The organism is Mycolicibacterium sp. SMGY-1XX (assembly GCF_059132455.1).
Genome location: NZ_CP101139.1, coordinates 2,355,659 through 2,368,550, shown reverse-complemented (window position 1 = coordinate 2,368,550; position 12,892 = coordinate 2,355,659). Strand labels below are relative to the sequence as shown.

The 12,892-nt window shown below is 65.7% G+C and carries 13 protein-coding genes; 9 read left to right on the top strand and 4 right to left on the bottom strand.

What is annotated here, in order from left to right; translation table 11 throughout:
* Window positions 1-191: 191 nt before the first annotated feature.
* On the top strand, window positions 192-1,061 hold the full coding sequence (locus tag NL241_RS11590; protein WP_494397610.1) for an alpha/beta fold hydrolase: 870 nt from the start codon (window positions 192-194) through the stop codon (window positions 1,059-1,061).
* A 14-nt stretch (window positions 1,062-1,075) separates the two neighbouring features.
* On the opposite strand, the gene NL241_RS11585 is transcribed toward NL241_RS11590, so the two are convergent.
* Window positions 1,076-1,876, bottom strand: coding sequence for a mycofactocin-coupled SDR family oxidoreductase (locus NL241_RS11585; RefSeq protein ID WP_494397609.1), 801 nt, complete (start codon window positions 1,874-1,876; stop codon window positions 1,076-1,078).
* On the bottom strand, window positions 1,876-3,495 hold the full coding sequence (locus NL241_RS11580; RefSeq protein WP_494397608.1) for a flavin-containing monooxygenase: 1,620 nt from the start codon (window positions 3,493-3,495) through the stop codon (window positions 1,876-1,878). Before NL241_RS11580 ends, NL241_RS11585 begins: the two co-directional genes overlap by 1 nt.
* A gap of 157 nt (window positions 3,496-3,652) precedes the next feature.
* On the opposite strand from NL241_RS11580, the gene NL241_RS11575 reads away from it, so the two are divergent.
* The 6 genes from NL241_RS11575 to lipP1 all read left to right on the top strand — a co-directional run bounded on the left by NL241_RS11575 (window position 3,653) and on the right by lipP1 (window position 10,344).
* The gene (locus tag NL241_RS11575; protein WP_494397607.1) at window positions 3,653-4,669 is read left to right on the top strand and encodes a 2Fe-2S iron-sulfur cluster-binding protein; all 1,017 of its coding nucleotides are present in this window, start codon (window positions 3,653-3,655) and stop codon (window positions 4,667-4,669) included.
* 91 nt (window positions 4,670-4,760) lie between these two features.
* Window positions 4,761-5,942, top strand: coding sequence for an acyl-CoA dehydrogenase family protein (locus NL241_RS11570; protein WP_494397606.1), 1,182 nt, complete (start codon window positions 4,761-4,763; stop codon window positions 5,940-5,942).
* 18 nt (window positions 5,943-5,960) lie between these two features.
* Window positions 5,961-6,872, top strand: coding sequence for a biphenyl-2,3-diol 1,2-dioxygenase (gene bphC, locus NL241_RS11565; protein ID WP_494397605.1), 912 nt, complete (start codon window positions 5,961-5,963; stop codon window positions 6,870-6,872).
* Window positions 6,869-8,335, top strand: coding sequence for an FAD-dependent oxidoreductase (locus tag NL241_RS11560; protein ID WP_494397604.1), 1,467 nt, complete (start codon window positions 6,869-6,871; stop codon window positions 8,333-8,335). The genes bphC and NL241_RS11560 overlap by 4 nt, the downstream gene beginning before the upstream one ends.
* Before the next feature lie 213 nt (window positions 8,336-8,548).
* Entirely contained in the window at window positions 8,549-9,403 is an 855-nt protein-coding gene (locus NL241_RS11555) for an IclR family transcriptional regulator (RefSeq protein ID WP_494397603.1), read from the top strand.
* Window positions 9,400-10,344: a LipP1 family hormone-sensitive lipase gene (gene lipP1 / locus NL241_RS11550; RefSeq protein ID WP_494397602.1), complete on the top strand. Its 945-nt coding sequence runs from the start codon at window positions 9,400-9,402 to the stop codon at window positions 10,342-10,344. The genes NL241_RS11555 and lipP1 overlap by 4 nt, the downstream gene beginning before the upstream one ends.
* 101 nt (window positions 10,345-10,445) lie before the next feature.
* Here the strand turns inward: lipP1 and NL241_RS11545 are convergent, their stop codons facing one another.
* Entirely contained in the window at window positions 10,446-10,964 is a 519-nt protein-coding gene (locus NL241_RS11545) for a nuclear transport factor 2 family protein (protein ID WP_494397601.1), read from the bottom strand.
* A 74-nt stretch (window positions 10,965-11,038) separates the two neighbouring features.
* Complete coding sequence (locus NL241_RS11540; protein WP_494397600.1) at window positions 11,039-11,503, bottom strand: nuclear transport factor 2 family protein; 465 nt, start codon at window positions 11,501-11,503, stop codon at window positions 11,039-11,041.
* Window positions 11,504-11,919: 416 nt separating this feature from the next.
* Here NL241_RS11540 and NL241_RS11535 point away from each other — a divergent pair, with 416 nt between their 5' ends.
* Both NL241_RS11535 and NL241_RS11530 read left to right on the top strand, forming a co-directional pair.
* Window positions 11,920-12,267: a hypothetical protein gene (locus tag NL241_RS11535; protein ID WP_487696404.1), complete on the top strand. Its 348-nt coding sequence runs from the start codon at window positions 11,920-11,922 to the stop codon at window positions 12,265-12,267.
* Window positions 12,242-12,892 carry a Dabb family protein gene (locus tag NL241_RS11530; protein WP_494397599.1) on the top strand — a complete coding sequence of 217 codons (651 nt, stop codon included), beginning with the start codon at window positions 12,242-12,244 and terminating at the stop codon, window positions 12,890-12,892. The genes NL241_RS11535 and NL241_RS11530 overlap by 26 nt, the downstream gene beginning before the upstream one ends.

Here is a 12,892-nt window from a genome sequence, read left to right as displayed (position 1 = left end):
CACCACTGAAGCTGTGGTTCATGGTCTGTCGTTCGGGGAACGGGCGACAGCACGACGTCCACTCACCGGAAGTCGGCTGCCTCACACTCACCCGGTCGACCGGTGAATGGAACCCTTCCTCCGACGGCAAGAAAACGAATGGCAGGCTCGGGCGCGAGGTTGTGGGACGACAGGGACGGAACGAAGTAGCGATGGCAATCAACACCGACGAATTGACTTTGGAGCTGCGCGAGATCGCCGCGGAATGCGGAACCTTGCGCTACTACGACAGCGGCGAGGGCGAACAGACAGTGCTCTTCCTGCACGGTTCCGGGCCGGGAGTCACCGGATGGCGGAACTTCCGGGGCATCCTGCCGACGTTTGCACGGCGGTTCCGCTGCTTGATCCTGGAGTTCCCCGGCTTCGGCGTCACCGACGACATCGGTGGGCATCCGATGATGACTGCCCAAGCGGCCGTCGTGCCGTTTCTGAACTCCCTCGGTATTGACACGGTGGACATCGTGGGCAACTCGATGGGGGGCGGCGTGGGAATTCACATCGCCATTCACCACCCGGACAGGATTCGTCGCCTGGTGACCATCGGTGGCATCGGCACCAACATCTACAGCCCCGGGCCCAGCGAGGGCATCCGGTTGCTCCAGGAGTTCACCGAGGATCCCACCCGCCAGCGCCTGGTCGACTGGCTGAACTCGATGGTCTACGACCCGGCGCTGGTCACCGACGAGTTGATCGAGGAACGGTGGAACTTGGCCACCGATCCCGACACCCTGGCAGCCGCCCGCCGGATGTACGGCAAAGCGGCCTTCGCACAGATGATGGCTTTCCTGCGCAACTCGGACGCTCCCCTGCCGTGGGCGCAGATGCACAAGGTGAGGGCACCGACGCTGTTGACCTGGGGCCGTGATGACAGGGTGAGCCCACTGGATATGTCCTTGATCCCCATGCGCACCATTCCCCACGCAGAGCTGCACGTGTTCCCGAACTGTGGGCACTGGGCCATGATCGAGGCCAAGGCTGCCTTCGAGGCCACCGTCCTGTCGTTTCTCACCCGCACCCCCTGACCGCGAGCAGCCCGTCAGGTCTTGGCGCTCAACCCGGCGTCCACGATGAGCTGGGTGCCGGTGATGTAGCGCGCGTTGTCCGAAGCCAGGAACAGGACGGCGTTGCTGACGTCTTCCGGGTCCACCCAGGGAACCGGAAGCAGGTGGCGGGCTGCCAGCACCTCGGCGACGTCCTCGGCGGTGGGGTTGTCGAGATCGGGCCGCAAACGTCGGAAGGTCTCGTCGTTGATCACCATGGCGGTGCCGACGGCACCCGGATGCACGGTGTTGACCCGAATCTTCCTGTAGCCCAGCTCGTTCGCCAAAGATTGCATCAGCCCGACGACGGCGTGTTTGGTGGCCGAATAGTGCGCCGAGTTGGCGGTACCCCGTAAGCCGCTGGTGGAGCTGACGAGCACAACAGAGCCGCCCTCGGCGCCGATGTGTGGCACCGAGGCGGCAACGGTGTGCCACACCCCGGTGAGGTTGATCGCCACCGTCTGATTCCACACCTGTTCAGGCAGTTCGGCTGCAGGCGCGCGGCCGATGTGGACGCCGGCATTGGCCACCACGATGTCGAGCCGGCCCAATTCCGCGACGGCGCCGTCGATCGCCTGGCGCATGGCCGCCAGGTCTCGGACGTCGACGAGCCCGGTGACACAACGGCTGCCCCGCAGCCGAACCGCGGCCGCGGTGACCTCCAGATTCTCTGCGGCGGAATCGACGTCGAGTGCGATCACGTCAACTCCCGCGTCGGCGAACCGCGTGCAGTGCACGCGGCCCGTACCTCGTGCAGCCCCGGTGACCACGACCACCTTGCTGTGCAAGCCGGTCATCACTCGGCTTTCAGCAGCTCGAAACCCTTGTAGCCGGCCTCGGCCACCTCGGCGCAGATGTCCAGATACACGCCGAACCCACCGATGAAGAGCATGAACTTGCGGGTTTTGCCCGGCACATTCGCTCCCATGTACCAGGAGTTTGCCTTGGTGAACAAGGTGGCGTCGGCGCGACGGGCGCATTCGACGCCCCAGTCGTCGACAGCTTGTTCGGTCGCTTCGATGGCCTGGTAGCCGTGGTCGTCGAGGTGGTCGATGCAGTCCGCTATCCAGTTCACGTGGGCCTCGGCGTGCAGAACCATGTTGGCCAGCACCGCCGGGGCGCCGGGGCCCGACACGATGAACATGTTCGGGAAGCCGTCCACCCCGAGCCCGAGGTAGGTGCGGGGTCCGTCGCTCCAGTTGTCGCGCAGGATCTTTCCTCCGCGACCGATGATGTCGATCTTGGCCAGGGTGCCGGTCATCGCGTCGAAGCCGGTGGCCAACACGATGGCATCAACGTCGAAGTGTTCGTCGGAGGTGTTGATACCGCTGGCGTCGATGGACTCGATGGGCGTCTGGCGAACACTCACCAGCTTCACGTTCGGCCGGTTGAAGGTCTGGAAGTAGTTGGTGTCGGTGCAGATTCGCTTGGTACCGATCGGATGGTCGTTCGGGATCAGCAGCTCGGCCACGTCGGGGTCGTCGATGACCGCTCGCACCTTCTCCTCGTAGAAGAGTCTTGCCTGTTCGTTTGCCTCGGCGTCGGTCATCTGGTCGCGGAAGGTCTTGGAGAACAGCACACCTCCGAGCTGCCAACGCTTCTCGAAAGCCGCGCGCCTCTCTTCGGGTGAGACCTCCATGGTGAGCTTCGGGTGGGCGATGTGCGGCGAACCGCCACCACTGCGCCAGGACAGCCGGCGTCGCTCGGCGTAGTTCGCCTTGATGTCGGCGACATCCTCGGGCGACAGCGGCCGGTTTCCAGCGGGCACACTGTAGTTCGGGGTCCGCTGGAAGACATACAGCTGCTCGGCCTGCTCGGCGATCACCGGGATGGACTGAATGCCCGAGGATCCCGTGCCGATCACCGCCACCCGCTTGCCGCTGAAGTCCACACCCTCGTGCGGCCAACTCGAGGTGTGGTAGATCGCCCCGGCGAAGGACTTTAAACCGCGGAACGCCGGCGTGAGCGCCGCGGACAACGGACCAGTTGCCATGACGACGAACCGGGCCGTCACCGCGTCACCGGTGTCGGTGGTGACCGTCCACAGCAGCGACTCCTCGTCCAACACCGTGGAGACCACTCGGGTGTTGAAAGCGATGTCGCGGCGCAGGTCGAGTTTGTCGGCGACCCAGTTGATGTAGCTGAGGATTTCCGCCTGCGTGGCGTACTTCTCGGTCCAGTTCCATTCCTGTTGGAGCTCTTCGGAGAACGAGTAGCAATAGTCGACGCTCTCCACATCACAGCGGGCACCCGGGTACCGGTTGTGGTACCAGGTGCCGCCGACGTCAGAAGCTGCCTCGAAGACGCGGACCGTCTTGCCCTGCGTCCGGAACTTGTGCAGCGCATAGAGTCCGGCGAAACCGGCACCGACAACGATGACGTCGATGTACTTTGGGGAGCCAGCGGCGGTATCCACGTCGGTCAAATTAGACGCCGACGCGCGACAGCGCAGTCAAGTTTCCCGGTCACTGGACGTCAGACATGCACCGTCCCGGCCACCGGACGTGGTGCTCCCGCGGGCGCCTGCGCGCGCGCATGATCCGGGTGTGTCATCGCCACCACCGTCTCGAAGCGTGAAACTCACCGTGACCGAGGTGATCGAGGAATCCCACGATGCCCGGTCGCTGGTCTTCGCGGTAGCCGAAAGCGAGCAGGCGCGGTTCAGCTATTTGCCCGGACAGTTTCTGACGCTGCGCGTACCCAACGAATCCGGCGATGCGGTAGCCCGGTGCTATTCGTTGGCGAGTTCACCGCACACCGACTCGGCACCGAAAGTGACCATCAAACGGGTCGACGGCGGATATGGGTCAAACTGGTTGTGCGACAACGTGGCTGTCGGCCACGTGATCGAGGTGCTGCCCCCGGCCGGCGTGTTCACGCCGCGCAACCTGGACGCACACCTCCTGCTCTGGGCCGGCGGCAGCGGTATCACCCCGGTGATGTCCATCCTGAAATCGGCGTTGGCTCGGGGCACCGGAAGGGTCACACTGGTCTACGCCAACCGGGATGAACAATCGGTGATCTTCGCCGCCGAGCTTCGCGAACTCGCAGCCGAGCATCCGGACCGGCTGACGGTGCTGCACTGGCTGGAGTCGGTGCAGGGATTGCCGCGTCAGTCGCAACTGACCGCTCTGGCCCGCCGTCTGGGCACAGCAGAGTCCTTCATTTGCGGCCCGGCCCCGTTCATGGCGGCGGTTCAAGCGGCCCTGCTCGATGCCGGAGTACCCAAGACTTCGGTAAACGTCGAGGTGTTCACGTCCCTGACCGGCGATCCGTTCGCCGAGGTCGAGCCGGTGGGGCTGACCGACGCGGACGCCGACGCCCCCACCGTGCAGGTCAACATCGACGGACAACAGCACCAACTGCGGTGGCCGCGTCAGGCCACGCTGGTCGACGTGATGCTGTCGGCAGGGCTCGAGGTGCCGTACTCCTGCCGCGAGGGTCAGTGCGGCTCGTGCGCAGCCACCCTGCTCAGCGGCGAAGTCGACATGCCGGCAAGTGACATCCTCGAACCCGAGGACATCGAGGCCGGGACCATCCTCGGATGCCAGGTCAGACCGGTGTCTGACGAAATCGAGGTGGAGTTCTGACCGCGCACATTCCATTCACCGGGATCGCGTCCGGCGGCGGAACCAAACCCCATAGACCATCGAAGACAGTCTCACGAAAGAAGGCGCACTCATGACCGAGCGGGTTATCGACCGCGTGATGGATCTGGCCGACCAGATGCGCGAACAGGCCTGGGAGGCCGAGAAGACCGGCCAGCTCACCGACACCACCGTCAAGAACATGAAGGCGGTGGGCTCGATCCGCCTGCTGCAGCCGGCCGAGTTCGGCGGTGACGAAGTGCACCCGCGCGAATTCGCCGAAACCGTCATGGCCACCGCCGCCCTGGATCCAGCCGCGGGTTGGGTCAACGGTGTTGTCGGCGTACATCCATACCAGCTCGCCTATGCCGATCCGGCTGTCGCGAAGGAGATCTGGGCCGACGACGTCGACACCTGGATCGCCTCGCCGTACGCCCCCCAGGGGGTGGCCAAGCCGGTGGACGGCGGCTACATCTTCAACGGTCGCTGGCAGTTCAGCTCTGGCACCGACGCGTGTGACTGGATCATCCTGGGCGCTCTGGTGGGCGACGCCGACGGCAAGCCCGCGATGCCGCCACAGATCCTGCACATGATCCTGCCGCGCAAGGATTACGAGATCGTCGCCGACTCCTGGGACGTGGTGGGCCTGCGCGGCACCGGCTCGAAGGACGTGATCGTCAAGGACGCGTTCGTGCCGGCGTACCGCACCATGGACGGGATGAAGGTCATGGACGGCCGGGCCCAGATCGAGGCCGGCATGACCAAGACGCTCTACAAGATGCCGTGGTCGACGATGTTCCCCCTGGGCATCAGCTCGGCCACCATCGGCATCTGCGAAGGCGCGCTGGCCGCCCACCTCGACTACCAGCGCGAGCGGGTGGGCGCCAACGGCACTGCCATCAAGGACGATCCCTACGTCATGTACGCCGTCGGTGAGGCCGCGGCGGACATCCAGGCCTCGCGCCAGGCCATCCTGGCCAATGTCGACCGGATCTTCGACATGGTCGACGCCGGCCACGAGATTTCTTTCGCGGAGCGGGCCGCGGTGCGGCGCAGCCAGATCAAGGCGGTCTGGCGTGCGGTGGCCGCCGTCGACCAGATCTTCGCCCGATCCGGTGGCAACGCGCTGCGGATGGACAAGCCGCTGCAGCGCTACTGGCGCGACGCCCACGCCGGTGTCGCCCATGCCATTCACGTTCCTGGCACCGTCTACCACGCGTCCGCACTGAGTTCCCTGGGTATCGATCCTCAGGGTCTGTTGCGGGCGATGATCTGACCGAAAGGGCCATACTCCATGACCAACCTGCTCAAGAGCCTCGGCTACGTCACCGTCCAGACCGCCGACATCGACCGTTGGCGCCACTTCGCCTTCAAGGTGCTGGGTTTCGCCGAGGGCAGCGGCCCCGACGAATCCGCGCTGTACCTGAGGATGGACGAGCGAGCAGCGCGCATCATCGTCGTCCCCGGTGACGCCGACCGCATCGTCACGATCGGTTGGGAGGTCCGCGATCACGAGGCTCTCGAGGACGTCAAATCCGCCCTGGACGCCGCAGGCACGCCCTACAAGCAACTCTCGCTGGACGAGGCCGACGAACGCCGCGTCGAAGAGGTCATCGCGTTCGAGGATCCGGCGGGCACCTCGCTGGAAGTGTTTCACGGCGCCGTCCTGGACCACAGCCCGGTGGTGACGCCGTTCGATGCGCGGTTCGTCACCGGCGCACAGGGTCTCGGCCACGTCGTGCTGCCTGCGCTTGACGTCAATTCCGTATTCGACTTCTACACCACCGTCTTGGGTTTCAGGTCCCGCGGCGCCTTCCGGGTGCCGGTGCCCAAGGAGTTCGGACCCGTGCGGGTACGTTTCCTCGGGATCAACGAGCGACACCACAGCCTGGCGATCTGCCCGGCCACCACGTTGCGGGATCCGGGGCTGGTGCACCTGATGGTGGAGGTGGACAGCCTCGACGCCGTGGGCCAGGCTCTGGACCGGGTCAACACCGACGGCTTCCAACTGTCGTCCACGCTGGGCCGCCACACCAACGACAAGATGGTCTCCTTCTACGTGCGGGCCCCTGGCGACTGGGACATCGAGTTCGGCACCGAAGGCATGAGAGTGGACGAAAGCCACTACACCGCAGAGGAAATCACCGCTGACAGCTACTGGGGTCATCAGTGGGTCAGTGATCTACCGGCAGCCATGCGGCCATGACGTCGAACGAGGCTCTTCATCCCGTCCCCGCCGCTGAGATCACGCGTTGGGATCACGAGGCCGACGTGGTGATTGCCGGGTACGGTGTCGCCGGCGCCGCCGCGGCGGTGGAGGCGGCCCGGGCCGGCGCCGACGTACTGGTGCTGGAGCGCACCGGCTCCTGGGGTGGTGCAGCCGCCATGGCCGGCGGTTTCATCTACCTGGGCGGTGGAACCGAACTGCAGAAGGCTTGTGGATTCGAGGATTCTGTCGAGAACATGGCGGCCTATCTCAACGCCGCGATGGGCCCCGGTGCCGATTCCGACCGCATTGCCGACTACTGCGCCGAAAGCGTCGCCCATTTCGACTGGCTGGTCGGCGCCGGAGTGCCGTTCAAGGCGGAGTTCTTCGGCGAGCCGGGCTGGGAGCCGATGGGCGACCAGGGCCTGATGTACAGCGGCGGGGAGAACTCATACCCTTTCAACACCATTGCCACCCCAGCTCCCCGCGGGCACGTGCCGCAGATGTCGGGCAAGAAGCAGGGCGAGGCCAGCGCCGGCTACATGCTGATGAAGCCGTTGGTGGACACGGCAACAGCGGCCGGCGCCAAGGCTGTCTACGACGTCCGGCTGCAGGGGCTCGTCGTCGAATCCGACGGCCGGGTGGCCGGAGTGACTGCCAAGCAGTACGGCGCAGACGTGACCATCCGGGCCCGCCGGGGCGTCGTGCTGGCCACCGGCAGCTTTGCTTACAACGACACGATGGTCGCGGCATATGCACCGCGGATCGCCGGCCGGCCGGCCGCGTCCATCGAGCAGCACGACGGGACCGGCATCCGGTTGGCCCAGGCGCTGGGCGCCGACCTGGCCCACATGGATGCCACCGAGGTCGCGATCTTCGCCGATCCCCAACAGCTGGTGCGCGGGATCCTGGTCAACGGCCGGGGGCAACGGTACGTCGCCGAGGACACCTACCCGGGCCGGATTGGGCAACTCACTCTCTATCACCAGGACAACACCGCGTACCTGATCATCGACGGCGACGCGCAGGCCGAGGCCATGGCCTCACTGTCACCCCAGCTGATGCTCCGCCCGCCCACCTGGGTGTGCGACACGGTGGCCGATCTGGAGGCCGAGATGCGGTTGCCGTCCGGTTCACTGCAGGCCACGGTCGCGGCGTTCAACGCCGGCGCCGAGCGGGGCGAGGATCCCCTGCTGCACAAGAAGCAGCAGTGGTTACGCCCCATCGGGTCGCCGGTGGGAGCCATCGACCTGCGGGAGAGCACGGGCGGTTTCACGTTGGGAGGGCTGCGCACCACCTTCGACGGAGAGGTGTTGCACGTGAGCGGTGATCCGATTCCCGGGCTGTTCGCGGCCGGCCGTTGCGCCGCTGGCCTGGCGGCGTGGGGATACGCCAGCGGAATCTCGCTGGGAGACGGCAGTTTCTACGGACGACGCGCCGGCCGGCGGGCTGCAAGCGGCTGATCGTTGGCTAGAACTCCCGAATCGGCCCACGCGGGGCCGGGATCAGCGGTCGACCTGCTGTTACCCGGTCCCGCGTCGGCGTTTCCGGGGGCCGCCCGGAGTGACTGGAATGGATCGGCGCGTTTGGTGTGACACGGCGCACCCCGCTGTGATACAAACAGTTATATTCCTAATAGGAATATGTGATCCGCTTCTCAGCCCCTAGGAGGCGTCTTGACTGCCGTGGCCGAACCCCTGTCCGAATCCACCACCCCCAGCGCCGTGATCGACCGGGTGTCGTTGGTACTGGACGCCTTCGACGGCCCCGGCCGACTCACCCTGGCGCAGATCGTGCGCCGCACCGGCCTGCCCCGGTCATCCGCACACCGCATGCTGGAACGTCTGGTGCAATTGCGCTGGCTGCGCCGCAACGGCCGCGACTACGAGCTCGGCATGCGGCTGGTGGAACTCGGTTCGCTGGCAGTGCATCAGGATCGGCTGCACAAAGCCGCCGGCCCGCTGCTGCACGACCTGCACCGGGCCACCGGCCTGGTGGTCCAACTGGCCGTGTTGGACGGGTCCGATGTGATGTACCTGGACAAGGTCGGCGACCGAATGGCGGCCGCGCTGCCCAGCCGCGTGGGTGGCCGTCAACCGGCGCACTGTACGGCGATCGGCAAAGTGCTGCTGGCCTACAACCCTGATGCCTGCGATGAGGTGGACCTGTCCAATCGACGCACCAAGTTCTCCATCGCCAGTGCCGCCCAACTGGCCGCCGAGTTGGACAAGGTGCGCGCGCACGGGGTCGCTTTCGACCGCGAAGAGGCCCTGCCCGGGTTCGGCTGTGTTGCCGCGCCCATCGGTGGACAGGGTGAGGCCGTGGCGGCACTGTCGGTGTGTGGCCCGATGAACCGGATGAGCTTCGACCAGCGACTGGCCGCCCCGGTGCGGATGACCGCGATGGGCATCTGGCGGAACGTCGAAGACGGCACTCAGCGGGTGGCTCCCACCCTGCAGCAGGTGCGGCCGCTGCGTGGCGGGCCCGCCTCGCGCCCCGCGAACGACACCGTGAGCATGCTGCCGGCATGACCGCCGACACCGCCGGAGCGACGCTCGACCCCCAGATCGCCGGGATGATCGAAGCCCTGGACAGCGGTTTCCCACCGGTCCAGACCATGACCGGTGCGCAAGCACGCGCGATCATTCGGTCGCGGCTGGTCGTCTCCCCCGATCCCGAAGCTGTCGGCAGCGTGACCGACTACCAGGTCGACGGACCCGGCGGAGTCATCCCCGTGCGGATCTACCGCCCGCACCGCACCCGAGCGGCGCCGGTGCTGGTGTACGCCCACGGCGGCGGGTTCGTTTTCTGTGATCTGGACAGCCACGACGGCCTGTGCCGTGACATGACGAATCGTCTTGGCGCGGTGGTGGTCTCGGTCGACTACCGGCGGGCGCCGGAAAGCACCTGGCCGGCCGCGGCGGAGGACGTGTACGCCGTCACCCGGTGGGCGGCCGACAACGCCGGATCGCTCGGTGGCGACGTCTTCAGGCTGGCCGTCGGCGGCGACAGCGCCGGAGGCAACCTTGCTGCGGTCACCGCGCTCATGGCACGGGATCGCCGGGGCCCGAACTTGATTGCCCAGCTGCTGATCTATCCGATGCTGAATCCCGACTTCGGCACCGAGTCCTACCGCTTGTTCGGGAAGGGTTTCTACAACCCGGCGCCGGCGCTGCAGTGGTACTGGGATCAGTACGTGCCCAACGCCGCAGACCGCGCCGACCCCTACGTTTCCCCCATCCATGCCGACCTGCGCGGCCTGCCGCCCGCGGTGGTGATCATCGCCGGGCACGATCCGCTGCGCGACGAGGGCTTGGCGTATGGAGAGGCGCTGGACGCGGCCGGGGTGCCCACGGTGATCAGACGGTTCGACGGCGGGATCCACGGGTTCGTCACGATGCCAAGCCTCGACCTGGCACAGGCTGCCCGGGCCCAACTGTGCACCGACACCAAGGCGCTTCTGCACGGTTGACCTCCGACCAGCGGAGACGTCGGTACCGATAATTCACCTGCCATCCGGACGGGTGCGAATGTGGCTTCCACCGCAGTGTGTGTGGTACTGCCGGTGTTCGACTACAGCGATGCGAAAACCTCCAGCGAGCCCACGGTTCCGCGGTTCGCCTTGACCCGTTCGACGAGGATCCAGCTGCCGTCGCGGCGTTCCCACCGGTCGCGGTAGTCGCCCAATGTGTGAAAGGTCGTCGAGGGGTCATGCCGGGATAGATGTAGATCGCGGACATACGCACAACTCGTGGCATTATCGCCGTCCACCTCGATGAGGATGTTTCCTAGAAGATGTTGTGTAACACCGCAATTGTCCAGATATGTCCGAATGAGATCGATGACCCCGGCACTTCCCTCCACCCTGCCACTGCCGAAATCACCGACGGCGTCCTCACTGAGGATGGCAGACATCCCGACCCAATCCCGATCGTCCATTGCACGCGCAAAAGTGATGAGTGCGCGCTCGATGGCACGCTCATCAGCCATCCGGGCAACAATGGCGGTCTCGTCCATACGGTTTCTCCTGTCGATGATCGGTTCGCCAGGCGGCGGTCCAGATTCAGCATTGACATGCAGTCGCTCGCTCACCGGCAACTCCGTGGTCTGACGTCGTCACTGTCGACTGAGCTGTCGCCGGGGCAGTCCCAACCTGCGGCTTCACTCTAGCTTCGAGCGTTCTGCAACTCCATCCGCGTCCGCGTCAGGTGAATCGTCTTGATCCTCCAGTGTCCATCGACCTTCTCGTAGGTCTCCTCATAGTGCCCCGCTCCGTGCAGAGTCTGACCGCCAGGGAAATCTACGATGTCGGCCATGGCCCAGATACCCACAGCGGCCGTGGGCGAGACCAACTCCAGTTCCGGAGTATGGCCATGATGAACTGTCACACAGTCTTTCAAGACCTCACTGATCGAGTCAACGAGAGTGTCGACACCCTCCCAGCGCGAGCTACCGGCCTGCGCCTCCCCCGATTCTGCCGGCCCCACCGCATTGGCAAATACCGCCACGACATCTGGGGCAAACACTGTGCGCCACGCTTCCCAGTTCTTGGTGTCCAGCCAGCGGAAGTAACGTGCCTTCAGCGAGCCTATGGCTTGCAGTTCCCTATCCGCGTCGCCGTGTTGAATCATCTTCCAGCGCTTCCTCTCGCACAACACTCACCCGCTCCAACTCCACGATTTTCAGCCCAGTCACGGGTCACGTGGTGAACGCTCTCCCGGTCAGCGGGTTGGGCGCGCCATGGGCAATGTCATTCGCGCCAACCTTCTTGCCGTGCGACCAGGCAGCGTTACCGGCGTCAACACCACCACCGCTCTACACGGACCGGCAGCCACATCGGGCGAGCCCGACCGCAGCCGGGGCGCCACCGTGGGTGACACAGTCTGAGGGTGGCATCCACGGATCCGTCACGATGCCCAGTCGTGAACTCGCACATGCCGCCCGGGCCACAGCAGCGCGTCAACACCACGGCCCTGCTCGACCGCTGACGTCCCGACCACCGGGAGTCACCCACCGGTGCAGCCCCGTCAACTCCTACTGTCGACGTATGGCTGACGGCGCGGTATTTGTCATCGACCGGGTGACCACCCGGCCCGGGTGCGCCCGGCGGTTCGTGGACGCCTATCTCGAGTCGTACGCCCCTGGCGCTCGGGACCGTGGAATGTCTCTGCGCGACGTGCTGGTCAGCCCGCCCATCTGGTTCGACGATCAGCCCAACACCATCACCATCACCTGGACGCTGCCCAGCGCCCAGGCGTGGTGGGAAATGACCTGGAAAGGCCGCCCCGATCCCACTGTCGGCCAATGGTGGTCCAGCATGGACGAATTGGTTCTCGAGCGCACCCGCAGCGTGGCCGCCGACGCCACCGATGTCGAGGAACTCTGTGACATTTAACGTGATTCGGCTGGCGGACATCGCCGACGAAAGGGCGCGGGACGCCCTGGTCGAGACGTTGCATGCCGAGGCGGCCGGTTCCGGCGCCCGCGGTGTGCTCGTCGAACCCACCCTGGCCGGTGTCCGCAATGGCGGAGATGTGCTGCTGCACCTACGATTCGATCATCGCGCAGACTGGGACGCGGTCGCGCACCGCGTCGACGGACAGCTGCTGGCACAGGCGGACGTGCAGCGGGTCAACGGCGCGACCTATCAGGGCAGCCCGGTGACCGGTGTCGGCGGTAACGGCAGCATTTATCGCACCCTGTTGCTGCGGGTGGCCCCCGGCACCAGCGCTGCGCTGGTGGAACAGTTCGAAGAAGATCTGCGCCTGCTGCCGCGCTATGTGCGCAGCATCCACTGCTGGCAGTTGAGCCGCGTGGACGAGGCGGTGGGCACCTCGCCGTGGACGCATGTCTTCGAGCAGGAGTTCACCGACGTCGAGGGTCTCATGGGCCCCTACCTGATGCACCCCATCCACTGGGCTCATGTCGATCGCTGGTTCGATCCAGAGTGTCCCGAAGTGATCATCAGGGACCGGGTGTGCCACAGCTTTTGCCGTAACACCACCCCGGTGCTGGCCTGA

Bases quoted from the DNA above. Each gene is read 5' to 3' on its own strand.
- bphC (WP_494397605.1), top strand. From the start codon at position 5,961: ATGACCAACCTGCTCAAGAGCCTCGGCTACGTCACCGTCCAGACCGCC.
- NL241_RS11585 (WP_494397609.1), bottom strand. From the start codon at position 1,876: ATGACCGGCTTGCACAGCAAGGTGGTCGTGGTCACCGGGGCTGCACGA.
- NL241_RS11560 (WP_494397604.1), top strand. From the start codon at position 6,869: ATGACGTCGAACGAGGCTCTTCATCCCGTCCCCGCCGCTGAGATCACG.
- lipP1 (WP_494397602.1), top strand. From the start codon at position 9,400: ATGACCGCCGACACCGCCGGAGCGACGCTCGACCCCCAGATCGCCGGG.
- NL241_RS11535 (WP_487696404.1), top strand. From the start codon at position 11,920: ATGGCTGACGGCGCGGTATTTGTCATCGACCGGGTGACCACCCGGCCC.
- NL241_RS11540 (WP_494397600.1), bottom strand. From the start codon at position 11,503: ATGATTCAACACGGCGACGCGGATAGGGAACTGCAAGCCATAGGCTCG.
- NL241_RS11590 (WP_494397610.1), top strand. From the start codon at position 192: ATGGCAATCAACACCGACGAATTGACTTTGGAGCTGCGCGAGATCGCC.
- NL241_RS11570 (WP_494397606.1), top strand. From the start codon at position 4,761: ATGACCGAGCGGGTTATCGACCGCGTGATGGATCTGGCCGACCAGATG.
- NL241_RS11530 (WP_494397599.1), top strand. From the start codon at position 12,242: ATGTCGAGGAACTCTGTGACATTTAACGTGATTCGGCTGGCGGACATC.